Below are 25,046 nucleotides of genomic sequence, written 5' to 3' on the forward strand. Positions count from 1 at the left end.
TTTCGCGGTATTTGGTCAATGCAGCTGGCCATTTACCGCAGGCTGACTCTCTCAAAGAACTACTGGCAGTGAGTCAGTGATATTGTCGGCAATCAATCATAACCTGTATTAGTGCGATTAACAATTGATTTTTAAACAATCAGACATTGATTGACTGCATTCGACCCGAAGCGGACGGTGGGATAGGGAAAGTCCATCTTCAACAGAGATAACGCTTTAATTACCAGGCCGAACGGGGTGGAACAAATTTGCATAAAATGAGCATGGCGAATGCAAATTTGAGGAACGCAGTTCGAGTCTGGTGCAATAATTTGTTAGAGCGCTCGCTGAGCAGTCTGCTCTAGTCATGATTCTTTAATAAAAACTCTGTGCGAGGTCGCATTTGTAGCAGCAGTTCAATAAACGTGACCGCCACAAGCAACGCACATTTAAGCTCTGATCTACCCCATGGGTTCATCTCAAGGCGTAATGGGTTCTGCTCAAAATGCGACCTTAGTTTGTCTCTTTCTTTACGTACATACATCCCGGCAGGATATTGCCGGTACACAGCCGAACATAACAATGATGGTGTTTGTCGATTTTGGATGAAACGGCGGCATGGTCATGATTGAAATGCCGGTTGCAGGCCAGACAGGTTTTGCCGCGCCGGATCACATCCTCATGAAACACTCTGTTCCTGAGAGCACCTTCAGCGAATAATCGCCATTGCGTTTCATGATCTTTGAAAATAGGCAGCACATGACGCTTGCGGATTTTGGGGATAAGGAAAAGCGGAATATGTTTTTTCATGGCACGGTCTTTCTCTTGATGTTGAACGGCAAAAAAACACCGCCGAAACCATGCGGTTACCGACGGTGGATCAAATAATGAGATGTCAAGCAGGAGGTGATACGTTATGATTGACAATAATTGACATTTATTGCTATCGTATACTGTACAGAAATTTTTGGAGATTTTGCGTTATGACTCTGCATGTATCCCTACCGAAAGAACTGGAAAATCTCGTTCATAGTCAGGTTGAATCCGGCATGTACGGAAGTGCCAGCGAAGTTGTTCGTCAGGCGTTACGGGACTTTTTTAGTCAGGATCGCGACCTGTCTTTTTTGCGTCAGGAGGTTGAAGACATTCAGAAACGGCTAAACTCCGGCAAGGAGAAACTTATTAACGGTGAGGCGTTTTTCTCTGAAATGGAGGAGAAATACGGTCAGGATGAATGACCGAATACCGTTATCAGCTCTCAGAAACAGCCGCGAAAAAACTGGAACATGAGATTGCATATTCCCGCAAGAAATGGGGTGCGAAACATGCGGCACAATACCGTCGCGAACTTTTGGCAGTGGTGCGTAAAATCAGTCAGTCACCGACACTTTTTGCCGAAAGACCGGAAATAGGGCCGGGTATTCGTTGTGTGCGGTTCAAGGGCAATTATATTGTCTATCAGCTTAATGAGAACGAGGGTGGAATTATTGTTCTGAATTTCCCCAGTGTGAACCAATCCAGCAAAATTTAAAAGGCTCCAGACCTTCGCCTATAGGATAATCGTGCGGCGTTCGAAGGTAGGTCGGGCAATGGAATGTCGATTGAGAAGAACGGCGTTACGTATGCTCTTTATTATCACGCAAGGCTTGCAACATGCTTGGACGGTGGGTTAAACGTTCTCTCGCGGAAGATGATGGGCAGGCGTTTCGCGGCAATGGAAAACTGACACCCGAACAACAGGAAATCAGAAGCCTGAAATCGCAGGTCAAGCAACTAAAGCTGGAGCGCCAGATATATAAAGGAGGCGGCAGTCTTCTTCGCGAAAGAAACGAATTGAAATATTCGTTCATCACCCAAAAGAAGAAGACTTACCCGGTCGTCCTGATGTGCCGGCTATTGGGTGTCAGTCGTAGCGCTTATTATGAATATGCAAAACGCCAAAGAAATCAACCTGATGATTTGTATCACAGAGAACTGCTTGATGCAACGCAGAATATTGCTCAGTCATGCAATTATGCCTGTGGCAGCCGCAGGATGAAGCAGGCGCTGAATGCACGGGGTTATCCGGTTGGTCGCTGGAAAACGAGAAGGCTCATGCGAGAAGCTGGTATAAAAGTACGTTATCGGAAGAAGTACAAAGTGACGGCAAATAGTAATAACAAACAGCCGGTGTTTGATAACATACTGAATCGTCAATTTAATGTTGATAGGCCGGATCAGGTTTATGTCTGTGATATCATGTATATTTGGACTCAGGAAGGCTGGCTGTATCTGGCAATCGCCGTCGATTTATTTTCCAGAAAAGTGGTTGGCTGGAGCATGCGCTCACGAATGAAAGCGCAGCTGGTTTGCGATGCGCTGAGGATGGCCATCTGGCAGCGCCGACCACCTCCTGGCCTGATCGTCCACTCGGATCGTGGGTCACAGTATGCCAGCAAAGCCTATCGTAAGTTACTAAAAGCATATGGTTTGTAGGCAGCATGAGTCGTTTGAGAGATTGCTGAGCGTCAACGCGGTTGCCGAAAGCTTCTTTGGCTACCTTAAGCGGGAACGTTGCCAATGGCGACACCACCAGACCCGTCACGAAGCTCAGCAGGATGTTCTGCAGTATATCGCTGTGTTTTATAACAGCCAAAGATTGTATTCGTACCTGGATTACAAAAGCCCAAATCAATATGAAGCCGAATATGTAAAAACAATGAACGTTGCTTAACTGATGTGTCCGGTTTTACTTGACCAGATCATCTATATGTGGCGGTATCTCTACAAACATATGGAGATGATTGGTTGACAGGACACCTCTGACAATTTTTACACCCGGTTCATTGCAAACCTGCCTTACAATAGTCCTTATCCTTTCACGAATTTTCCCTCGTAATACTTTGTACCTATATTTGGGTGTCCAAACAATATGATACCGATGATGAAAAATTGTGTGACAACCTGTTGTATATCTCATACTCTATCCTTTTAAAATGAGGGTTTCACCCCTCACGGGGCCCTCATTTTAAAAGGATAGAGTATGAGATAACTTCTACGGCTAAAGCCATTTTCCGTCTGAAGACGGAGATTTTATACCAAAAAAACGGGACAATAAAAATGGCATGAATATGAAACGAGGAACAATTATTGTTGGCGCAGGTATTATCGGCCTGGCAACTGCTGAATGTCTGCTTAGACTGGGCTTTAAAGTACTACTTCTGGAGCAAGGAAAAGTTGGGCAGGAGTCTTCGTGGGCTGGAGGCGGCATACTGTCACCGCTCATGCCGTGGCACTATCCTGAGGCCGTTACGCGCCTGACACAATACAGCGCAAACTTATTTTCAGAATGGGCGTCAGCACTGCATACATCCACGGGGATCGATCCAGAATATAGTCAATGTGGCATGATTGTCTTACCGCCATATGATATTAAAACGGCAATACATTGGTGTTCAAAAAATGATATCCATATAAATCAGTTGAAATTGCCCCGATTCATACCCTCTAACAGAAACGGAACAATTAAACAATGCGATACTATGCAGCAAACAATCTTGCTACCCGATATCGCTCAAATCCGCACGCCGAGATTATTACAAGCACTTCGTCAGCGCGTAATTCAACTTGGTGGAGAAATCATTGAAAACTGCACAGTCCAACGTTTAATTGTCAAACGAAACAGTGTGAGCACACTTGAAACATCATCTGGTCAATTCGCAGCAGATCACTATGTCATTGCTGCAGGGGCATGGAGCGCAAAGATTTTAGGGCAATACGCCTTTGGTTTGACTATCAAGCCTATTTGCGGACAAATGTTATTGTTTAAATTTGAGCATCCACCAATACCTGCTATTTTGACACAAAGCAGTACATACCTTGTTCCTCGTAAGGACGGTCATCTTTTGATCGGGAGTACATCAGAAGACAAAGGATTTAATAAACGAATTACAGTTTCCGCACGAAAGCAACTTTTAAAAAGTGCGCTTGCCATTCTACCGCAATTATATAAAATGCCCGTCATACGTCAATGGTCTGGACTTCGCCCTGCATCTCCGCTAAATATTCCTACGATCGGTCAACATCCTGATTTAACGAACCTGTATATAAACAGCGGACACTTCCGATATGGCGTGACAATGGCTCCAGCCAGTGCCGAAATTTTGACAAACACCATGATTGGCGCGCCTCAACCATTTGACGTTAACCCGTATCAATATTGACGCCTTGCTATAACAGAGCGTTACCGAACACTTATCGTATTCAAAAATCGAATCGGTCTTCCTGCCGTCATATTACACCCAATCCAAATCTGATTGCGTGCCAAAATTTGAAGTACAGCAAGTATATAACCGGCAACAGCTATTTTTTGGGTGAACAAATGTTGTTCAGCAGTGTAATAGCAGATACTTGTTTAACCTGAGCGCGCCCACGTCTTGCCTGATCGTAGATCTCGTTAATTTGTAATGTATCTTCTTGTATACTGGCATCAATGGTATAGGCATCAAAACCGAAATCCTCACCGAAATTAATCCAGCCGAGCGGCATCGTAAATTCCGTTCCCCGATCTATGCGCCTGACGCTAAAGCCTGCATGCTCTCTATTAATCCGGGATTCCTTAAAGGTGATCGCAATCAACTGATTTTCCGGCTGAAGCGCAGCCTCATAGACCCTAACTGTTTCGTCCGCTCCCCTGTTTAACGGGATAATCAGTGCATACGCTTTTTCATGCTGAATATGAAGCATGACATAATCGCTATCCTCCCCACTAGCCCGCTCCCCCTTGGTTTGCACCTGGAATATCAAACGATTATTCTCAGACACATCGGCCGTTACGCGCAGAATATCCAACTCTGGCGGCAGTGATTTATCCATAAAGGAGATAATAATGCGCGGATCGGCCTCGAGCTGCATAGCTGAAACCGGCCCGGTTGTCAGGAATAGCGGAAGAAGCAACAAGACGGTTCTGATTATCATCAAAATAACTCCCTTTTTCCTTTGAATAGTTCCGCAACGCTTGCAGCATCTTTCACAGCATCAAACATCACTTTGATTCTACCCTCCGGATCGATCAGAAATGCGGTCGTACTGTGATCAACCTGATAATTTTCCATATTACCCGCGTTTTTTGTATAGAAAGCGACTTCAACACCGAAATTATCTTTAAATTGCGCCAGTTCCTCTCCCTCAAAACGCAGATAAGAAATATCGGATCCGAACCGTTGCGTATAGCTCGATAACGCATCAACCGAATCCCGGTCAGGGTCAATTGAAACGAAAGTACCGTTCATTGGAATATTTTCAGCAGAAGCAGCCTGAATCAGCATATACAGGTTACCGAGGGAGGTCGGACAAACATCCTTGCAACGGGTAAAACCGAAAACCACCAGTTGCCATTGACTATCTTCGTTCGCATGCGCGTGCTTCAGATGCGCGATGGTTTCTGCCTGTAGCGGGACGGGGCGCGGCAGAACAAGTGGTGCCGCCGCAAGACTCGTCTGCATGAAAAAATACATTGCAACTACCATAGCAAACACATTGTATTTATGAAAAAGAATCATTCTCAATTTAGACCTCCTCACATACTGAGCATAACGAATATGTACAGAAATTCAAAAGCCCACCAGCCAGAGACCAGTATATGCATCTGCCTGCGCAGCTGACGGGTTTTGATTTGCACTAAAAACGCTGAGAATCAGCGGGTCCCTCCTGCTGCAAAAATACCATGCGGCTGTACCAGACCATCTTCAGGACCCCATTGTTTAACAACCCGGTCCGTCACCGTATCTATCTTCAACACATAGCCGGAAACCCAGCTTGCCACGATCAGATACCGGTTATCCGGCGTCGGGCTGATGGTGTGCGCAACGGAGTAACCCTGCGGCAGCTCGTGACCCGGCTTCATCCGTTTAATGAAACGCGGATTGTAGCGATCGGTCAAATCCCAGACTGAAATATAACCGTCTTCACCAAAGTTATAATCCAGTGTATCTTCCTCAGCCAAATAAAGTTTGCCGTTGACAACCGCCAGATCGGAAGGCGAGCGGAATACGCCACGGCCGTTCACACGTTTTGTGTGGCGGATGATTTTCGTTGCAGTCCCTTCAACGGTATCCAGCAACCATACGCTCGGCGGAATTATCCTTTTGGTGGTGTCTGGCGTCAACGACGTCTTATCAAACTGCATGGAGGCCGTTACAGCGAAACGCTCGTCCAGCCAGTAGACAAAATGCGTAAAGGCAGCATGTCTTTTCTCATTTCCCAACATGATCTGGCCAGCCACATGCAGTTCGCCTGTCTCTCTGTTTGGCTTGTATACATCGATTACGCTATTATCGAAAAAATAACCGGTACCAAGACCGACAGTGCCTGAGCGATTGAAGTTAATGCCGTGCGTTTGCTCCGTATAACCCGGTATTGCTATTGGATCGACGCTGGCCAGCTGATTTGTTTTGAGATCGACGACACGCACTCTGTCCGAAGTAAATTCGGTCATATACATGAAATCCGAATAAGGCAGCAACGTATTGCCATGAATCTGCGTTCCTCTGCCGATCAGCCAGTTGGGTATATTCTGAACATCATTGACCGGCTCGACGAAAGGCAGTTCAGCCGGCGTATTCGGATTGTCAGCCGCCATCAGCGATTCCAGATTCAATGACACGGTTCCCGCATTCCAGTCAATATCGAGTACTTTCAATGCAATCACATAAGATGGGTGGTTTTCTGTGTTGTCAGACGTGATATAGATCATATCACCCTCTGGCAGCACCGCGGTATGCTGCAGCGGTATATCACCCGGCCAGCCGTTAATACTGGTCAGCGGATCAACGATAATCAGTTTGTCATTATCATAATTAAACAGATAAATTACACGGGTGTGGTAATCGATTGCAGTTACGACGGGCTGCAAATATTCATTGTAAACAGCCTGACTGTGGTTGCCTGAATAGTTGTTACTGCGAAAATGCACTTCATCATCACCGTCGAACTCAGTTTCTTCAGCGCTAAGCGTACCGGCTGAAAATGCCAGCATACAGGCTGCTGTTAGCGAAGCCATATGGCCAAGCTTTATTTTTGAAATCATTTAAATTCCCTCCAAGATTGACATGAAATCCTAAGCCATTGAGCAAAAGCGTTTAAATGGCTTAAGAAACCGAATCGAAAGTCGCATATGCAACGCCTTTCGATTAAACCCCGGAACTGAACAAAAAACCAATCCAGCTCCGGGGCAAAACGTAACGTAAAACGCCCGGCATCATAATCTGAAACAAACGTCACTCCCTGTGAGTTTTCCCACATTATTCTGAACAATTTATCGTTTATGGACAGTCAATCCGGGATGTGAGGATCCACGCATCATTCGCAGTCCGATTGCTATATCGTTCGGCTCCGGTTTCATCAAAATGAAACGATGCAGCTGTATCTTTCCGCTTGCGCAATTCGGCACGAGTTTAAAAGCTGTTTATTACATATGTAGAACACTATTATATAATAATATAAATGATTATTGTTATCATTTATATTATTGTTATATAAGAAGGCTATCATGAGTAAGCATTGGATCACTATCATCCTGACCGGTCTTTTCACTTCAATCTCCGCAACACCCACTTTCGGGTCTCAAATTTCTATCGTTGGCAGAATTCAATCCGAGTACAGCCACATCGAGATTGAAGATTTTTCCAGCCAGTCCACAATAAATAATCCGACTTTTTTCTCTATCGGCGACTCGCCATCGCATGTTATGACAATACCGAACAATGACAATATCACCGTGGCCATTAATGGCGAAAACAGGGTGGTGACCATTCCGGCTGGCACGACGACGCCGGTGTCAAGCATCTCCACGCAAATGCCTGGCCAGATTCCAGCAAACCCACATGGTCACTGGATTACGCCGGAAGGAAAAATCGTTACACCGAACATCAACACATCGGATACCGGTTTCTATGACGGCAATTCCGGACAGATCCTGGCACGTCCGGCCGCTGGTGGAAATTTCCCGCACGGGCCGCATCCAATTGCGATTGGCGTCGGTAATAACAGAGTTTACGCTGCTAACCTGCTGGATCATTCTTTGAATGTTTATGACTTTGACGGTAACCCGGTTCCGGTAGCTACAAACGGCGGCAAGCCGTACATCAACCTGATTGCTGGTTATAATCCCGTAACAGGCGAAGGCGCGGCAAATTCCGGAATTTTACCGATTCAGACACCAGTTGATCCGACCGGTCGAGTCGTGGTCACGGCAAATACAGGCGGCACCATCACCGTTGTCGACACCAGCTCTGATACGGTCGTGGCCATATTACCTTGCGACCCCGGCTGTCATGGCGTCAATTTCGGTGCCAAAGCCGGTGGAGGTTATTATGCCTATGTCAGCAGTAAATTTTCCAACAGGCTGATTGTGGTCGACACTGACCCTAATGGCGACGGCAATTTCTCCGATGCTACTGTTGCCGGCACAATCTCCATGGCAGACAACACTGCAGCTACGGATGACGCTGTAGTAAGCCTGGCAGGCATGGGGGGCCAGGGTGTGTTGGCAATTCCCAACGTGTATAACGGCTGGGTACAGAACCTGCCGTCAGGATGGCAGGCCGGCCTGACAGATGCGCAAAAAAATGCTGCGCCTTAAACAAACTGACCGTAAATTGCGTCATCAGATAATAATCTGGCATTTCTGATAAAAAACTGTGCATCAACACAGATGCACGGTTTTTTATCAACAACGGGGATCAGCACTACTACCAAACCGGTCCAACCAGCCCTTATATTCCGTTTAATCCATCAATGCATGAATACAAACCGCATAATCAGTCTTATTCGTAGCGCAAAAATTCCTCGGCCAATGCATCGTCCCCATGCCGGTCAATCAATGCTTCGATTTCCTCGAGCAACGCATCGTCCTCGTCTTCATCCAGCACCCCATCTCCTACCAGTCTTGCCGGCAGACCCATTGCGATTGCTTCTCTGATTGTTTCCAGTGTCGGCGGATTGTCCTGATCCCTGCTGTTAATCACCGCCTCGATCACCCGTGTCATGGGCTCGCTGGCGCTGTTTTGCACGAAATCATTTGCCAATGCCGTTTCGCCAAATTCTTCAATCAATGCATCCAGTTCGTCGAGCAATGAGTCATTAATATCAAAGTGGTGGATGTGTTCCGTCTCGGTAAATGCCGCTGAAAGCATGTCGGTCAAATAATCCCGCACCAAAGCCAGCGTGACATATTCGTCGGGCTCTACCATATTCAAACGGTTTTCAATCAAAGCGGAGAGATTGGGACTTACGCGTGTAGATACATCAATTGGATTACGGATCATGGCTTTTCCTTACAGTTAGTAGATAAGCATTCGAGTGTTATCAGGTTATCGGACAATGTACATAAGAACGAATCTGCCGAATAAAATAATTATAAAAAACATGGTCTGCGGCAAGCTACAAAAAAACAATCGCCGATGGAGACACTGTGCATACACGCCACTTTCTCACTTGTATTTACCTTTTTTTGTATTTACCTTTTTATCAGCCTTGACTGTCTCGAAAACGTTTTCAGCGACCTGTAAAAGCTTCATGCTGTCGTTATCCTGGCAAATTTCCGCTTGCCGACCTGCACGACAATTGTTTCTTTAAGCTGTATTTCTCTCGATTTATCCTCGACCTTTTCCCCATTCACTCGGACAGCGCCCTGATCTATCATACGCAGCGACTCGCTCGTGCTTGCGGTAAGCCCGGCCTGTTTCATGAGTAATGTCAGCCGGACAGCCTCGCCATCGATCCGGACAGTTTTTTCTGGCATATCGTCAGGAAGTGCACCGCGTTTAAACCGCGTTTCAAAATCAACCAATGCCGACTCCGCCGCATTCCTGCTGTGAAAGCGGGCGACAATTTCCTGTGCAAAGATAACTTTGATATCTCTTGGATTCCGTCCTGCTGCAACTTCCTGCCGCCATTTCCGAACAGTTTCTGGCGGTTCGGATGACAATAATTCAATATAACGCCACATCAACTGATCTGAAACCGACATCAATTTACCAAAAATTTCTTTTGGGTTTTCTGTAATGCCGACATAGTTCTTAAGCGACTTGGACATTTTATTGATACCATCCAGACCTTCCAGCAAGGGCATGGTGAGAATGCATTGCTGGGACTGGCCAAAATGCTTTTGCAGTTCGCGCCCCACCAGCAGATTAAATTTCTGATCCGTTCCGCCCAATTCCAGATCGGCTTTCAGCGCGACTGAATCGTAACCCTGAACCAGCGGATATAAGAACTCGTGAATTGCAATGGACTGATTGCCATGATAACGCTTTTCGAAATCATCACGTTCCAGCATCCGCGCTACGGTATAAGCCGATGCCAGCCGGATCAGATCTGCTGCACCGAACTTGTCCATCCAAACGGAATTAAACACGATTTCTGTCTGTTCAGGATGCAGTATCTTGAATACCTGGTCTGTATAAGACCGGGCGTTTTCAGCTACTTCTTCACGTGTCAGCGGCGGGCGCGTGGTATTTTTACCGCTGGGATCACCGATCATACCGGTAAAGTCACCGATTAAAAACAACACATGATGTCCAAGTTCTTGCAATTGCCGCATTTTATTCAGCAAAACTGCATGGCCAAGATGCAGATCCGGCGCAGTGGGATCAAATCCTGCCTTTACCCGTAACGGCTTGCCAGTACCCAGTTTGCTTTCCAGTTCCTTTTCTATCAATAACTCATGGCTACCGTACTTGATTTTTTCTATCTGCTGATTGACTGTTTTATTCACAACTTAATTTTTAACAAATAATTTCAATCTGGTCTCACAACCCCCTAAATGCTTAATTCTACTACACCTGTATAGTGTACTTAGGTACAATGTTTTTAATTTATCGTGTTAGAATTAACATTAATAGGCAACATGATGTGAATTGAATCAATATGAACGAAAGGGAGGAACCGTCCCATATGCGATTTATGCCGATACGCAACAAATCAAGGATTCTAGCTCAAAAATCATCCGGACTGACCAAAAAAACGCTCCGCTGGCTAATTACCATATCAACCATACCATTATTTGGATTTGTCACCGCATTCGGCATCGCGCCTCATTCACCCTCACTTCACGACGTCGAGATTAAAGAAGTCGTGCGCGATTTGTATCTGCCCGAGGTATTGCCTGAATTAAACGCCACCTCAGAACAGTCATTCTGGCGGCAGGAGACCATACGCCGCGGCGACACCATTGCCGCCATCCTGGGCCGTCTCGATGTCAATCAGCATGATAAGCAGGATTTTCTGCGCACGGCACGCGACAGCCGTGCAATGCGCCGGTTACAGCCCGGCAAAACCATTTACGCACAAACAACTGCAGATGGCGGTTTGTTAACGCTGCGCTATTTCTTCGGCAAGGAAGAACTGTTTCTGATGGAAAAAACGGAACAGGCGTTCAAGATGTCCGAGCAGAAAATTGAACTTGAATCGCAGATACAGATGAAATCAGGTACTGTCAACAGCTCGCTGTTTGCCGCAACTGACAAAGCGGGTATTCCCAACAATATCGCCGCTCAAATGATCGATATTCTGGCGTCCGAGATTGATTTTCACCGCGATCTGCGCCAGGGGGACCGTTTTACCGTTGTTTATGAAACGTTAATCGACGGCGGTGGCGGAACCGCCAAAACAGGCAAGGTCGTCGCTGTCGAATTCACCAATCAGCGCAAAACTTACCAGGCAATTTATTTCCAGTCATCCAATGGCGACTCCGGTTATTATACGCCCGAAGGGGAAAGTCTGCGCAAAGCCTTTTTAAAAGCGCCGCTTGAGTTTTCACGCATCAGTTCCGGTTTCACGAATGCGCGCTTTCATCCTGTACTTAAAAAATGGCGCGCGCACAAGGGTATTGATTATGCAGCCCCAACCGGAACACCGGTGAAGGCAACCGCCAATGGCAAAGTAACATTCGCCGGTACCCAGCGAGGATATGGCAAGCTCATCATCATTAAGCATGATGACCAATACGAAACCGCTTATGGACATTTATCAGGCTTTGCCAAAAGACTTGGCAACGGCACGCGCGTCAGCCAAGGTGACGTTATTGATTACGTGGGCATGACTGGCATGGCAACCGGCCCGCATCTGCATTACGAATTACGCGTCAATGGCGTGCAACGTGATCCGTCAAAAATAGCCTTGCCGACAGCAACGCCAATCGCAAAAAAAGATTTGCCCGCTTTTCAGAATCAGGCCGAATCGTTACTTTCCCGTCTGGATATCATGCGAAATCTTCATCTCGCTTCGAACGACTAGCTGATTGTTGCAGCAGCTATACAAAATATATACAAGTTCAGGGAAGATTAAGTGGCAAAAACATCGCATTGCTAGCGTCTGCTTAAAATGCTGTTAGGACTTATATATATATGTTATGCCCATGCTTTTTAGGATGAGCTAATTCTTGGAGTCTGCTTATTATATCGGCATTATGTCCGGCACCAGTCTGGATGGCGTCGATGCCGTACTGATTGATTTCGGAACGGAAAAGCATTCGCTTGTAAAAACCTTTTTTCTTCCTTACGATAATGCAATTAAATCAAAATTACTCGCGCTACATCATTCCAGCAACGATGAGTTGAATACAGCTGCATTGCTTAGCAACCAGCTGGCACGCATTTACGTAACCGCGGTCGAGAGTCTTCTACGAGACAGCACCGTATCAGCGCAGGATATAATGGCAATCGGATGCCATGGACAAACAGTCCGGCATTGCCCCGAAATCAACGGGGGCTACACTATACAGCTTGTCAATGCCGCGTTATTAACCGAGTTGACCGGCATTACCGTTGTTTCCGACTTCAGAAACCGCGATCTCGCCGCTGGAGGTCAGGGCGCACCGCTGGTCCCCGCCTTTCATCAGGCAGCGTTTATGCATTCGGATCAACGTCGTGTCATTGTCAATATTGGCGGCATCGCCAACTTGACCTATCTCGACCCATTTGGAGAAGTTAGTGGATTTGACTGCGGTCCGGGTAACATGCTCATGGACGCATGGTGTCAGCTGCATACAGGAAAACCCTATGATGATAATGGCAATTGGGCGGCAACGGGCCGTTTCATTCCGTCTCTACTCGAGAAGTTTCTTTCTGAAGACTTCTTTTCCACCCCTCCGCCAAAAAGCACAGGTAGAGACCTGTTCAATTTTAAATGGCTGGAAAGCCATTTACAGGACGAACAGCCTGAAGATGTGCAAGCAACGCTGATGCAGTTATCAGTAACGTCTATTTCACAAGCGATACAGACATTTTATCCGGAAACAGACGAAGCCTACTTATGCGGTGGCGGTGCGCACAATTTATATTTGGTAAATCAATTGAAAAAAAATCTTTCCGTCAAGAAAATTGCGTTGACCGATGAACTTGGCATACCTGCAGACTGGGTCGAAGCAAGCGCTTTTGCCTGGCTGGCCCGCCAAACAATTTTGAAGCAACCGGGAAACTTACCCGCTGCCACCGGTGCAAAAGGACAACGGATTCTGGGTGCCATCCATCCCGCATGATTGACGTGGAGTGTATAGATGAAAAAGATTAAATCCTAAACAGAAAACGAAGAACCGCACCCACACGTACTGGATGCACCCGGATTCTTGATGACAAACTGAGCTCCCTGTATGTTTTCCTCATAATCAATTTCAGCTCCCATCAGATACTGGAAACTCATTGAATCGACGAGCAACTGCACGCCATTTTTTTCCATAACCATATCGTCTTCGTTGACCGACTCATCGAATGTGAAACCATACTGAAACCCGGAACAACCACCGCCACTAACAAAGACTCTTAATTTAAGCGCCTGATTACCTTCTTCTATAATTAACTGTTTGACCTTGTTTGCAGCGTTCTCGGTGAACAGGATGGGTGAATTTTCTGTAGTACTAGACATACCAGCTTCAGCAATCATTTTTGCTCATACAAAGTTATTTGTTTATCAGATTGATAAGGAATCATCCTCACCTGGAAATTTTTCATTTCTTTATTTTTTTTGTTGATCATTCGTATATTTTCAGCATTTGTTTTCAGTTTAAGTCCACTTGAATTGTTGCAATCCACTATTCAGATGCAGCCGGTATTAATGTGACCAGTTTCTCGGACTGAAGTTTATCTTGATGAATCATTTTTCCATCGACAGAAGCGCCCAGTTTGACTTCGATTGAACCATAATACACATCTCCATGAATTTGTGCATTTTCCTGCAATTCGAGATATCTGGACGCATGGATAGGTCCTTTTACTGTTCCATTAATGACTACATTAGCGGCTTGTATTTTCCCTTCAATATAACCGGCATTACTGAGTATTAATGTGTGCTGCTCTCCATCTTCTGAGACAATATTTCCTTTGATATTCCCGTCTACCCGCAAACCGCCACTAAAACAGATATCACCCGTGATTTGTGTTTGCGCACCGATCAATGTATCAATGTGACTATGAAGTTTGGCTTTCTTTTTTTTTCCAAACATAATTTTCTCCCTCACTACGTAGGCTCAACAGTCTGGGTCAACTTTGCCTGTGCATCGTTCTGTTCAAAAACCTGTACTTTCATGCTTTCTACAATCGCATCGGGCGGCACTTTAAACGATTCTTCTATTCTATGATAAAACTTAAAGCTTATCGAAAAACTTTGTTCAGCTTCTTTATTCGTCAACGATACCGTTTTTCTCTGATCATTTTGCCGAAGATTCACAAAAAATTTCAGGCTTCCTTTAAAATCTTGGGGCCGCTGTCCGCCCTGTACCATTGACACAGAATACCGATATACGCCGGATTTCGCATCTTTTTTCAGACTGAACTGGTGTATTGAAATTCCATTGTCAATCTTTGTATTACCGGACATCACATGCTCGAAAAAATCGAGCTCTTCTTTCAATCTGTTATTTTCTTTACTAAGTGACCGGGTTTGCTTGGTCAAGTCTTCATTAGTCGTCTGAACAATCTGGAACTGCCTTGTCAATTCGGCAAGCTGCGTACATAATTGCGTCCGTTTTTTTTGCAAACATGTCGCCACATGGTACGGCTCGCTCAGCTTTGTCAATGATCCGGCATCGATTATACCTGCCGTTCTTCTGCCCGTTTCATACATACCCCAAGAGAGCATTAATATCAGCAAGCAGACCAGAACGATAGTCAGCAAACGAGCCCGCCATGGCACATAAGGACGAATAACTACACGTTCAGGCAATAATCCAGAGCTTGTTTTGAACCGTTTACTCACATTCAACACTTACCGTCGAGCTGACAATGTATTAAGGTATCAGTGGAATCTGGCTGATGCCCATTGTTTCTGGAAATCCAAACATAATATTCATATTCTGCACTGCTTGTCCCGCTGCTCCTTTGACCAGATTGTCGGTAACCGACAGAATGACAACAGTATCACTATTTTGTGGTCTGTGCACAGCAATACGACAGATATTCGAGCCGCGCACCGATCTTGTCTCGGGGTGCTTTCCAGCCGGCAGTATATCCACAAACATCTCTTTCGCGTACCGTTCTTCAAATAAGGCCTGCAGATCGATTTTGCGCTTTTTGGTAAGCTTCGCATACAATGTCGCATGAATACCACGAATCATCGGCACCAGATGTGGCACAAATGTAAGACCGACCGGCTTACCGGCGACTCTGTCTAATCCTTGTGTGATTTCGGGAAGATGCCGATGACCCGGAACACCATACGCTTTAAAATTATCGGATACCTCCGCCAGCAGCGTATGGACTTCCGCCTTCCTGCCTGCGCCGGACACACCTGATTTTACATCGGCAATCAGATGATTGATATCAACAATCCCGGCCTCAACCACTGGTAAAAAACCCAATTGCACAGCCGTTGGATAACACCCTGGATTAGCGACCAGATACGCATCTTTTACTTCGTCTCGATTTACCTCCGGCAAACCGTATACAGCCTGCGCCGCCAATTCGGGACACGCATGTTGCATGCCATACCATTTCTCCCACACAGGGATATCTTTTATGCGAAAATCCGCAGCCAGATCGATTATCTTCACACCCGCATCTATTAATGCCTCAGCTTGTTGCATCGCAATCCCATTGGGCGTTGCAAAGAAAACAAGGTCGCACTGATTGAGTTTTGATTCGGACAGATCGCTGAATTTCAGATCAATATACCCTCTTAGGCTTGCAAAAAGTTCTGCAACTTCCAAGCCCGCCTCACTGCGCGATGTAATAGCAGTTATATTCACTTCAGGATGTTGGGCCAGAAACCGCAACAACTCCACACCTGTATAGCCTGTCCCGCCAACAATACCGACTTTAATCATTTGATTCCAAATTTTCTTATTTAAATTCCCTGTAAATATGATAAAACAAAAAAGCCGCCATGAGCGGCGGCTTTTTTGCAATCAATATGATAAGACCTTAACGTTTGGAGAACTGCTTACGCCGCCTTGCTTTTCGCAAACCAACCTTTTTTCTCTCAACTTCACGTGCATCACGCGTAACAAGCCCGGCTTTACTTAACACTGGTTTAAGTTCAGCATCATAATCAATCAAAGCACGGGTAATACCATGACGCACCGCACCCGCCTGCCCTGATTCGCCACCACCATGTATATTCACCATAATATCAAATGTTGCCAGGTGTTCTGTCAATTCCAGCGGCTGGCGAATGATCATTCGCCCTGTCTTGCGTGAAAAATACTCATCGACAGGCTTGCTATTAACAATAATCGAGCCTGTACCAGACTTTATAAAAACACGGGCTACAGCACTTTTACGCCGGCCGGTTCCATAATTATATTGTGTAGTCATCGTTTAAACTATGCCCTGATTTCAAGGGATTGAGGTTGTTGAGCCGCATGTGGATGAACATCACCCACATACAGCTTTAGCTTTTTAATCATGGCATATCCCAGTGGTCCTTTAGGCAGCATGCCTTTGACTGCTTTTTCAAGGGGTCTGCCGGGAAAACGCGCATGCAGTTTCCTAAAGTTGGTTTCATATAATCCACCCGGATAACCTGTATGCCTGTAATATTTTTTGTCATCCGCTTTGTTACCGGTCACACGCAACTTATCGACATTAATGACGATGATATAATCACCGGTATCAACATGCGGTGTATAAATGGCTTTATGCTTGCCACGCAAGCGATGTGCTATCGCAGAAGCAAGGCGCCCCAACACTTTATCTGTTGCATCGACAACATACCAATCATGCTTAACTTCATGCGGTTTTGCTGAGAATGTTTTCACGAAAAAATCTATCCTGCAAATTCAAAAAGAGCCGGGAATTCTATTCGAGACGGCGCAAAAAGTCAAACAAATAACGGCTGAAAAATGCCTAGTTTCAGATGGATTTTCAAATATTCGAAGTTATAATTAAGAAGACGGATGGCTTGGCAGTTGTTTTTACTGGCCTGCGTCACAAGCTGCAAAACCAATTACCAATTGTTTATTAGTTAGTACACAATCCTAGCGCTCTATCCATATGATATTGCCGGGTTCAGTGAGCTTGTCAGTGACTATGGCAAGACGTGCCTTGCAGGCAACAGTCGTTCTATTGTCAAAAGACGCAACGCAGACCATGGACGCTGACTAGCTCGCCCACAGGGCGTTACCGTGGTGTTCTGCAACTGTGTTACAGTACTTGAGAAAAGGAAGCAGCCCTTTCCTGCGTGCTGCGCCTGTTGCACAACGCCACGGCAACGCCGTACCTGGCAATATCATATTGATAGCGCACTAGCAACCACACACCTGAATATGACAGATCCATTACATTCCATGAAAAACCCATCCTCTGAAGAAACAATTGCTTCCAATTTTATCCGCAACATTATTAACGAAGACAACCGCACAGGCAAATGGCAGGGACGCGTCGAGACCCGCTTCCCGCCAGAACCCAATGGGTATCTGCATATCGGACACGCAAAAAGCATCTGTTTGAATTTCGGTATTGCTGAAGAATACAGCGGTGTTTGCCATCTGCGCTTTGATGATACCAACCCCGAAAAGGAAGCGCAGGAATTCGTGGATGCCATATGTGACAATGTACGATGGCTGGGTTTTGACTGGGGGAAATATCTATATTTTTCTTCGGACTACTTTGACCAGCTGTATACGCTTGCGGAATATTTGATTACCCAGAACAAAGCGTATGTCGACAGTCAATCTACCGAAAAAATACGCGAACGGCGCGGCACATTAACCACGCCGGGCGAAAATAGCCCATACCGCGACCGTACTGCGGAAGAGAGTCTCGATTTGTTTCGGCGCATGAAAAATGGTGAGTTTGCTGAAGGTACGCATGTGTTACGCGCCAAAATTGATATGGCATCGCCAAATATCAACTTGCGTGATCCGGTCATTTACCGTATCCGGTATGCACATCACCAGCGTACAGGCGGCAAATGGTGTATATACCCCATGTATGACTATACACATTGTATTTCCGATGCGCTTGAAAATATTACGCACTCACTGTGCACACTCGAGTTCGAGGACCACCGCCCCCTTTATGATTGGGTACTTGATCAATTGCAAGAAAAATTACCGTGCCACCCGCAACAAATTGAATTTGCAAGATTAAATTTAACCTACACTGTTATGAGCAAGCGCAAACTCATCGAGCTGGTTGAACAAAAACTTGTCGATGGCTGGGATGATCCGCGTCTTAGTACATTGGCCGGGGTGCGCCGGCGCGGCTATACGCCACGCTCAATTCATATGTTTGTAGAACGCATCGGCGTCAGTAAAGCCGATTCCTGGATCGATATGAGTGTACTGGAAGATTGCCTGCGGGAAGACCTAAACGAGCATGCTCCACGCCGTATTGCGGTCTTGAATCCTGTGAAACTGATTATCGACAATTATCCAGATGACCAGGAAGAGAATTGCTTCGCGCCCAATCATCCGCAAAAAACTGAATGGGGTAAACGCACCATACCGTTTACCAAAGTTTTATATATAGAACAAGATGATTTTATGGAAGAACCGATTAAAGGTTTTTTTCGTCTCAAGCCTGGTGGAGAAGTACGCCTGCGCTATGCATACATTGTAAAATGCGTTCGAATTGAAAAAAATGCACTAGGCAGTGTGGTCGCGATCCATTGTACCTACGACCCTGAAACCAAAAGTGGAACTGATGGCGCTGCAAAACGTAAGGTAAAGGGGAATATACACTGGCTGTCGGCCCGACATGCCTTAAACGCAGAAATCCGTCTGTATGACCGTTTGTTTACAGATCCTTATCCTGACAGCAGTGATAAGGATTATAAAAATGCACTCAACCCGGATTCAAAAACAACCATTCAAGCTTACGTAGAGCCAGCACTGCATAAAACGGAACCAGAACAATGTTTTCAATTTGAACGCAATGGCTACTTTATCGCGGACAACGTTGACAGCCAGCCCGGCAGGCCCGTATTTAATCGGACAGTCACACTACGTGATTCCTGGGGAAAGGTTGCAGGCATGTAAATTGTTTCTTTTGTGCAAAGTAAAGAACGAACGCGACCTATCTGTTAAGCCAGTATATTCACATCGTTTCTCAACAAAGCGGGCGACCCAGGGCAATAACTATACCAGTTGTACGAGCAACATGATAAATAACAAAATCACCAGTATCGGCACAATGAAACCCATCCAGTCAGAAGATGAACCTTTAGGGCTATTTTCCATCATATGACGGGCTCTTGGAAATAAAAAGATGATGAACATGATCAGGGCCATTGCTGCAACTATTTTCATCCAGTCCATATCGATATCACTTTCCATTCTTTAGTCATTTAACCCAAAACAAAACCCCGGCTTGCCGGGGTTTTGTTTACAATCAGAGCATGTAAAAATCAATCGTCCCCGCCCATAATACCCAGAATCTGCAGCAGGCTGATAAAGATGTTAAAGATCGTCATATACAATCCGATGGTTGCCAGAATATAATTGGTTTCGCCACCATGAATAATACGGCTGGTATCGTGCAGAATAAAACCGCTCATCAGCATAATCACAACTGCAGATATCATCAGCGACATGGCCGGTATTGCCAGAAAGATATTTGCAACTGCGGCGACCAACACCAGTAAAAAACCCACCATCAAAAAACCACCGAGAAAGCTGAAATCTTTTCGTGTCGCTAAAACATACGCTGACAGACCCATAAAGATAACGCCTGTTCCACCCAGAGACAGCATGATGATATTGCTGCCATTAGGCACCGAAGCATACATGCTTAGTATCGGCCCCAGTCCGAATCCTAAAAGACCGGTAATCAGAAAAACAATACCGATACCTGCTGTAGAATGCGCGAATCTCGGCAACACGAACATGGCAATCACCATACCGCCGATCACCGATAATAAATAAGTCATCGGCGGCATATTCATCATCATTGAAACGGTTGCCGTAAATCCGCTGAACAACAACGTCATTGCCAGCAACATATAGGTATTACGCAATACCTTATTAATTTCTATAGCTTGCCTTGTTTGTGAACCTCTGCCAATACTTGAGTAGTTTTGATCCATATTAAAAAACCTCCTCTTGAGAATTAAATATCAGACATCTCTGCCAAAATACTGAGACATACTACCATTTTGTTTAGTTCAAGCATATCACACAAAACCCTATCACCAACAGGTCATTAGTTAACTGCACAACGAACTACCCATATAACCAATATAATTAATTTGGTTTTATACTATACAAGTTTGCGTGTGCTTTACTTTTGCATCCAACGTCCACCAGTCTGATACCACCAACCTTTTCTTGCCAAATCTATCCAGCGTTGACCAAATGTTGACTGTATCTTGGACTCCCATTCAGGGTGATTATTCGCGCGCGCGATTTCACGATAAAGCGCGCTCCTGTCCTGATTTTCTACTGAGACAAGTGAATTGACCTGCTGACGCTTAGCCAAAGAGACAGCACTCGCGTCGCGAACAGTAATCATACCATCCTGGGTCAAACCGATAGCCCCGCTATTGTAATATTCAACAAGTTCGGCATGCCTGCTTTGCATTCGCTGTTTGATACTGGTAATGGCCGGTGTATTGACTTCGAGATTGGCCTCTGCATGGCCAAGCATTGGTGCTGAAGCAAACCATAAACAAAGCCACAGCAGCAAAAAATATTTCGTGCGACTGTTCATAACTATTTCAAAAAAATTAACTGGCTTATTTAATATCCGCCTGCTTACAAATTCAGTAAGGCAGCTATTCCTGTTTTTTCTCACCTTCCAACTGCCAGACTTCTTCAATAATTTTGTCAGCAGCCTTTTCAGCAGCTGCAGCGGGGAAATAAATATTGATCGTAACACATGCCGATAACAATATGATCGCAAATACGAACTGTGCCACCCAAATTAATTTTCTTTGCATGCCTAAGCTACAGTGTCAACAATTTATTGAATAATCGGTTCATTCTCACTTGTAATGCGTTGCAATCGACTGATCAGTTCCTGCCATCCAACTTCCCGATTATAGCCCATTACTGTAATCGCGGGGATACCTCCACCCTTCACTAGCGTATAGCGGGGCGCCGGCTCGGATTCGATGCCACCCATATAACATATATTAAGCCGCAATTTGCAACGCCAGCCGATTTCCGCGTAACGAAATTCCTCGAAAAAACGCAATATGCTGCGCTGGATCGCAACAACCGCACCCTCTCCTCCCAACGCTGAAATATTTTCAATCGCTGCCTGACTGATACGACGGGAATAGTCGCCCGGACTGCTGAACAACCGTGCATCAAAGTGAACGGGCATCCAATCGGCAAGCTCAAGATTCTGCACATCTACATCCACCCGTCCCTCTACCTTTCCAAATGAAAACGTTCCGGTCAGCAATTCCAAATCCAGATCACGCATTGCAGCATCAGCCTTTAGATGCGGCGTTAATCCCATGGGTTCAATCAACTTGAGATTGTGTATTACGACACTGCCGTCAAAAACCCTGAGTTGCAGCACTCCATTTACTGAAATGCTGTTACCAGCATAACGGACCTCAGGTATATAACCCGACAAAGTGCCGCGCATATGCTGGATTTGCAATGCATCAGTTAACGCTTCCATCGAAACAGGCAATAATCCTCCGCTAAACTTCCAGCGCCATCCTTTTTCTGCATACGCCGCATTAAAATTTTCCAGTTTTAATAGTCCATCAAGCACAGGTAAAGCAAGCTGTGGTAAAAACACTTTGAACCGGTTTAGTTCCAGCGGCACACGTACCGCTCCCAAAGGAATTTGTAATATGTGACCGTTTTGAATACTAATGTCGGCAACCGTGGCACCTTCATGCAACCATGGAATGTGCGCATTAATGCGGTAAAACGCAAATCGATCACGCGTATCGACGATGCTCACTTCATCCAAATCGAGCTGTATCGATTGCACTACATCGTCACGCAGATGCACGACCCAATCAGCATGCCCTGTAAATTCCATTTCAGCAAATGCAGTATCCTGCAGAAATGGCCGTAGCACCTGTTCGTACAATGCTGATAATTGAATATTATCAGCTTTCAGCTCAAAAGCGTTTAACTGTCTGTCCAAAATATTGAAATTCCCTGAAAATTGAAATGTTCCCAGACCCGCTAACATCAAAGTACCATCCAACAACCGCACGGCTTCGTCGTCAATTATGCCCTGCAAACTTAAATGTTGATCCGCCGCCGCCATATAAATCGGCTGCCAAAAAACTTCACCCTGCTGCCAGTATATTTCGCTATGCCAATGCCACTGGTTCGGGTTCGTGTACGAAGATCGGTTTAAACCGGCTTTAAATGCTATCTGGATATTTTCTCCCGCGTGCAGTCCGGCCTGATCAGAAAATGACAACGCTTTTATCGACAAATCTATTCCAGCAGACTTCAGATCCGTCTCATCTCCGGAAAATAATACGGTCCCGTTCACTCGGCCACTTCCGGGCTTTGGTATCCGTTCATGATCCGGCAGCCAAGCCGCAACTGAATCCAAGGGGACATTATGAATTGTTACAATACCCTGCCAAGACGTATCATGCCACTGTAAAGTAATCTCCCAGTTTTCATTTCTTGCAGGATGACTCTTGATTTTAATCGTTTTCTGATCGGAAAAAAAATACAGCGTAACTGGAAACGAGATCAATTCAGGAATCTTTACATATCCGTCCTGACATGTAATTGCTGTACTATTGTACTGAAATACACTGCACGCCAATTGAACGTTTTTCCAGACATAATCCTGTACCTTAATTTTGGCAATGACGATTTTTAGTTGTTCTGATCCGTTGCGCACGTCACTAAATCGAATCTGGATTGACTGCGCTTTAAAAACCGGATGCTCGATGTCATCGATTAGTAACGCAATCCTGGAAAAGGCTGTTGAGGCGCATAACATCAACAGACAAAATATTATTAAGGTAAGTAAAAAGAATATGGCCTGTCTGTTAAACATGTCGGATAGCCGATATTAACGCATATACAAGCTTTATGCAGGAAAAACATCCGTAGACAAATAGCGGTCACCCCGATCGCAAACTATGAACGCAATTACAGCATTTTCAAGCTGAGTAGATAACTTAAGCGCAGCAACCAGCGCCCCGCCTGACGAAATACCAGAAAAAATTCCTTCTTCCCGCGCCAGGCGCCGCGTCATCTCTTCCGCCTCCGGCTGAGAAACATAAATCATGTCATCTATTTGTGCAGCATTATAAATTTTTGGCAAATAAGCTGTAGGCCACTTGCGTATGCCCGGTATTTGCGCACCCTCTTCCGGCTGAACACCGATAATCTTGATGGCTGGCTGCTGCTCTTTGAAAAAACGCGAACAACCCATTATCGTACCAGTCGTTCCCATACTGCCGACGAAATGTGTTAACTTGCCTTCTGTATCACGCCAGATTTCAGGGGCAGTACCTTCGTAATGCGCAAGCGGGTTATCCGGATTAGCAAATTGATCCAGAATAATACCTTTACCTTCATCGCGCATTTTTTCTGCCAGATCTCTGGCCTGTTCCATACTGCCTGCCTGCGGCGTCAGGATAATTTCAGCACCATAAGCACGCATCGTCTGTCGCCGCTCAATACTCAGGTTTTCAGGCATGATAAGTATCATGCGGTATCCCATGACTGCAGCAGCCATTGCCAGCGCAATACCGGTATTTCCACTCGTGGCTTCTATCAGTGTATCTCCCGGTTTAATATCACCGCGTAGCTGTGCATGCTTAATCATGGACAATGCAGGCCTGTCTTTTACTGAGCCTGCCGGATTGTTTCCTTCAAGTTTGGCAAGAACTATGTTGCTGGTTTTACCGGGCAAATGTCTCAACCTCACCAACGGCGTGTTACCGACAAAATTTTCTATTGTTTTGAACATATGCATGCGTTTCATGATTAATATTTTTACATTATCTCACATGCTGTCCACTTGAAAATCCTGGTATCGATAAATGAAAAAAGCCCTCCGGTTAGTTACTATCCGGAGGGCTTTTTTATGATGGAGTACGCATCTAGTCTTGTTTAACTGCCATGGCAGCTGTCGTAGCACTATCAGGCATATCGCCTACCGTAATACTGTCGCGAAGCTGATTCATGGTACCTTGACCAATCCCATCGACATCAATCAGATGTTCTGCAGAAACGAACAAACCTTTTTGTTCACGATGCGCTATGATCGCTTTTGCCTTGGCGGGCCCGATACCTTGTAGCGCTTCGAGCTCTGCCTGATTTGCCGTATTGATATTAACAACGGCAAACGCAGGTCCAACAAAAACAAACATTAACAATGCTGAAATTAACAATAATTTCATTTTATCTCCTTTTAAAATGCAAAAAACGGGTAGAGCTAGTACCGCCAGTTCACCCCGCTTTTCATCTGTCGATTAAAAGTTGTCTTACAGCAGAAAGCTTAAAAAAGTACTGCTTTCAGACACTACTTACATCGGACGTTTTATATTTTCATTGAGAATATTTTGCATCGATACATATAAAACGGCTTCAACACTGTTAGCCATATTACGGTCATTTGCTGTAATACTAGTCGATGTCTGATCCTGCGGGCTGTCCCTTAAATGGCGACGGACAAGACGTGTCCGCCACAAATACGCTCTATTTA

The 25,046-nt window shown here is 45.4% G+C and carries 27 protein-coding genes and 1 pseudogene; 8 read left to right on the forward strand and 20 right to left on the reverse strand.

The genetic code is table 11. From position 1 onward, the window contains the following. Positions 1-492: 492 nt before the first annotated feature. Positions 493-789, reverse strand: a complete 297-nt coding sequence (locus BMY60_RS09575; RefSeq protein ID WP_143057409.1) for a hypothetical protein — start codon at positions 787-789, stop codon at positions 493-495. A 173-nt stretch (positions 790-962) separates the two neighbouring features. On the opposite strand from BMY60_RS09575, the gene BMY60_RS09580 reads away from it, so the two are divergent. The 3 genes and pseudogenes from BMY60_RS09580 to BMY60_RS09590 form a co-directional block, all read left to right on the forward strand. After that, complete coding sequence (locus tag BMY60_RS09580) at positions 963-1,217, forward strand: type II toxin-antitoxin system ParD family antitoxin (RefSeq protein WP_090333219.1); 255 nt, start codon at positions 963-965, stop codon at positions 1,215-1,217. Next, positions 1,214-1,510: a type II toxin-antitoxin system RelE/ParE family toxin gene (locus BMY60_RS09585; RefSeq protein ID WP_090333220.1), complete on the forward strand. Its 297-nt coding sequence runs from the start codon at positions 1,214-1,216 to the stop codon at positions 1,508-1,510. Before BMY60_RS09580 ends, BMY60_RS09585 begins: the two co-directional genes overlap by 4 nt. Before the next feature lie 119 nt (positions 1,511-1,629). Beyond that, positions 1,630-2,692: pseudogene (locus BMY60_RS09590) on the forward strand (IS3 family transposase); the annotation flags it as partial. Positions 2,693-2,707: 15 nt separating this feature from the next. Here BMY60_RS09590 and tnpA read toward each other — a convergent pair. Then, positions 2,708-2,938 (reverse strand): IS200/IS605 family transposase, encoded by a 231-nt coding sequence (gene tnpA / locus BMY60_RS16680; RefSeq protein ID WP_090333222.1) that lies wholly within the window; start codon positions 2,936-2,938, stop codon positions 2,708-2,710. A gap of 151 nt (positions 2,939-3,089) precedes the next feature. On the opposite strand from tnpA, the gene thiO reads away from it, so the two are divergent. Next, entirely contained in the window at positions 3,090-4,181 is a 1,092-nt protein-coding gene (gene thiO / locus BMY60_RS09600) for a glycine oxidase ThiO (protein ID WP_090333255.1), read from the forward strand. Positions 4,182-4,320: 139 nt separating this feature from the next. Here the strand turns inward: thiO and BMY60_RS09605 are convergent, their stop codons facing one another. The 3 genes from BMY60_RS09605 to BMY60_RS09615 form a co-directional block, all read right to left on the reverse strand. Then, positions 4,321-4,935, reverse strand: a complete 615-nt coding sequence (locus BMY60_RS09605) for a hypothetical protein (protein ID WP_090333223.1) — start codon at positions 4,933-4,935, stop codon at positions 4,321-4,323. Further along, positions 4,935-5,519, reverse strand: a complete 585-nt coding sequence (locus BMY60_RS09610; protein ID WP_218141671.1) for an SCO family protein — start codon at positions 5,517-5,519, stop codon at positions 4,935-4,937. Before BMY60_RS09610 ends, BMY60_RS09605 begins: the two co-directional genes overlap by 1 nt. A 134-nt stretch (positions 5,520-5,653) precedes the next feature. Beyond that, on the reverse strand, positions 5,654-7,045 hold the full coding sequence (locus BMY60_RS09615) for a YncE family protein (protein WP_256250781.1): 1,392 nt from the start codon (positions 7,043-7,045) through the stop codon (positions 5,654-5,656). Positions 7,046-7,507: 462 nt separating this feature from the next. On the opposite strand from BMY60_RS09615, the gene BMY60_RS09620 reads away from it, so the two are divergent. Beyond that, positions 7,508-8,599: a YncE family protein gene (locus BMY60_RS09620; protein WP_090333225.1), complete on the forward strand. Its 1,092-nt coding sequence runs from the start codon at positions 7,508-7,510 to the stop codon at positions 8,597-8,599. Positions 8,600-8,783: 184 nt separating this feature from the next. Here the strand turns inward: BMY60_RS09620 and BMY60_RS09625 are convergent, their stop codons facing one another. Continuing rightward, positions 8,784-9,284 carry a hypothetical protein gene (locus tag BMY60_RS09625; RefSeq protein WP_090333226.1) on the reverse strand — a complete coding sequence of 167 codons (501 nt, stop codon included), beginning with the start codon at positions 9,282-9,284 and terminating at the stop codon, positions 8,784-8,786. A 248-nt stretch (positions 9,285-9,532) separates the two neighbouring features. Further along, positions 9,533-10,735, reverse strand: coding sequence for a tyrosine--tRNA ligase (gene tyrS, locus BMY60_RS09630; protein ID WP_090333228.1), 1,203 nt, complete (start codon positions 10,733-10,735; stop codon positions 9,533-9,535). 152 nt (positions 10,736-10,887) lie between these two features. On the opposite strand from tyrS, the gene BMY60_RS09635 reads away from it, so the two are divergent. Both BMY60_RS09635 and BMY60_RS09640 read left to right on the forward strand, forming a co-directional pair. Beyond that, a complete protein-coding gene (locus BMY60_RS09635; RefSeq protein WP_256250782.1) occupies positions 10,888-12,255 on the forward strand; it encodes a M23 family metallopeptidase in 1,368 nt (455 codons plus the stop codon). 145 nt (positions 12,256-12,400) lie between these two features. Next, the gene (locus BMY60_RS09640) at positions 12,401-13,498 is read left to right on the forward strand and encodes an anhydro-N-acetylmuramic acid kinase (protein WP_090333231.1); all 1,098 of its coding nucleotides are present in this window, start codon (positions 12,401-12,403) and stop codon (positions 13,496-13,498) included. Positions 13,499-13,533: 35 nt separating this feature from the next. Here BMY60_RS09640 and erpA read toward each other — a convergent pair whose 3' ends face one another. From erpA to rplM, 6 genes are all read right to left on the reverse strand, one after another. Beyond that, a complete protein-coding gene (gene erpA, locus BMY60_RS09645) occupies positions 13,534-13,881 on the reverse strand; it encodes an iron-sulfur cluster insertion protein ErpA (RefSeq protein ID WP_090333258.1) in 348 nt (115 codons plus the stop codon). Positions 13,882-14,047: 166 nt separating this feature from the next. Then, positions 14,048-14,458: a bactofilin family protein gene (locus tag BMY60_RS09650; protein ID WP_090333233.1), complete on the reverse strand. Its 411-nt coding sequence runs from the start codon at positions 14,456-14,458 to the stop codon at positions 14,048-14,050. Between the two features lie 14 nt (positions 14,459-14,472). Further along, complete coding sequence (locus BMY60_RS09655; RefSeq protein ID WP_143057410.1) at positions 14,473-15,210, reverse strand: DUF6776 family protein; 738 nt, start codon at positions 15,208-15,210, stop codon at positions 14,473-14,475. A 31-nt stretch (positions 15,211-15,241) separates the two neighbouring features. Further along, a complete protein-coding gene (argC, locus tag BMY60_RS09660; protein ID WP_090333260.1) occupies positions 15,242-16,276 on the reverse strand; it encodes an N-acetyl-gamma-glutamyl-phosphate reductase in 1,035 nt (344 codons plus the stop codon). Positions 16,277-16,373: 97 nt separating this feature from the next. Beyond that, a complete protein-coding gene (gene rpsI, locus BMY60_RS09665; RefSeq protein ID WP_090333236.1) occupies positions 16,374-16,766 on the reverse strand; it encodes a 30S ribosomal protein S9 in 393 nt (130 codons plus the stop codon). A gap of 8 nt (positions 16,767-16,774) precedes the next feature. Further along, positions 16,775-17,209, reverse strand: coding sequence for a 50S ribosomal protein L13 (gene rplM / locus BMY60_RS09670; protein WP_090333237.1), 435 nt, complete (start codon positions 17,207-17,209; stop codon positions 16,775-16,777). 528 nt (positions 17,210-17,737) lie between these two features. Between rplM and BMY60_RS09675 the strand changes: the two genes are divergently transcribed. Beyond that, positions 17,738-19,432: a glutamine--tRNA ligase/YqeY domain fusion protein gene (locus BMY60_RS09675; protein ID WP_090333239.1), complete on the forward strand. Its 1,695-nt coding sequence runs from the start codon at positions 17,738-17,740 to the stop codon at positions 19,430-19,432. A gap of 99 nt (positions 19,433-19,531) precedes the next feature. On the opposite strand, the gene BMY60_RS09680 is transcribed toward BMY60_RS09675, so the two are convergent. The 7 genes from BMY60_RS09680 to BMY60_RS09705 all read right to left on the reverse strand — a co-directional run bounded on the left by BMY60_RS09680 (position 19,532) and on the right by BMY60_RS09705 (position 24,741). Continuing rightward, the gene (locus BMY60_RS09680) at positions 19,532-19,729 is read right to left on the reverse strand and encodes a hypothetical protein (RefSeq protein ID WP_256250783.1); all 198 of its coding nucleotides are present in this window, start codon (positions 19,727-19,729) and stop codon (positions 19,532-19,534) included. Between the two features lie 71 nt (positions 19,730-19,800). Beyond that, entirely contained in the window at positions 19,801-20,478 is a 678-nt protein-coding gene (locus tag BMY60_RS09685) for a Bax inhibitor-1/YccA family protein (RefSeq protein WP_090333240.1), read from the reverse strand. A gap of 194 nt (positions 20,479-20,672) precedes the next feature. Beyond that, positions 20,673-21,101 carry a YdbL family probable chaperone protein gene (locus BMY60_RS09690; protein WP_090333242.1) on the reverse strand — a complete coding sequence of 143 codons (429 nt, stop codon included), beginning with the start codon at positions 21,099-21,101 and terminating at the stop codon, positions 20,673-20,675. A gap of 64 nt (positions 21,102-21,165) precedes the next feature. Next, a complete protein-coding gene (locus BMY60_RS15775; protein ID WP_177166644.1) occupies positions 21,166-21,330 on the reverse strand; it encodes a hypothetical protein in 165 nt (54 codons plus the stop codon). Between the two features lie 23 nt (positions 21,331-21,353). After that, on the reverse strand, positions 21,354-23,387 hold the full coding sequence (locus tag BMY60_RS09695; protein WP_090333243.1) for a translocation/assembly module TamB domain-containing protein: 2,034 nt from the start codon (positions 23,385-23,387) through the stop codon (positions 21,354-21,356). A 33-nt stretch (positions 23,388-23,420) separates the two neighbouring features. Next, a complete protein-coding gene (cysM, locus tag BMY60_RS09700; protein ID WP_090333263.1) occupies positions 23,421-24,308 on the reverse strand; it encodes a cysteine synthase CysM in 888 nt (295 codons plus the stop codon). A 133-nt stretch (positions 24,309-24,441) separates the two neighbouring features. Next, complete coding sequence (locus BMY60_RS09705) at positions 24,442-24,741, reverse strand: ComEA family DNA-binding protein (protein WP_090333245.1); 300 nt, start codon at positions 24,739-24,741, stop codon at positions 24,442-24,444. Positions 24,742-25,046: the final 305 nt, after the last annotated feature.

It is taken from the genome of Nitrosomonas sp. Nm51 (assembly GCF_900111165.1).
In the GTDB taxonomy this organism is placed as follows: Bacteria; Pseudomonadota; Gammaproteobacteria; order Burkholderiales; family Nitrosomonadaceae; genus Nitrosomonas.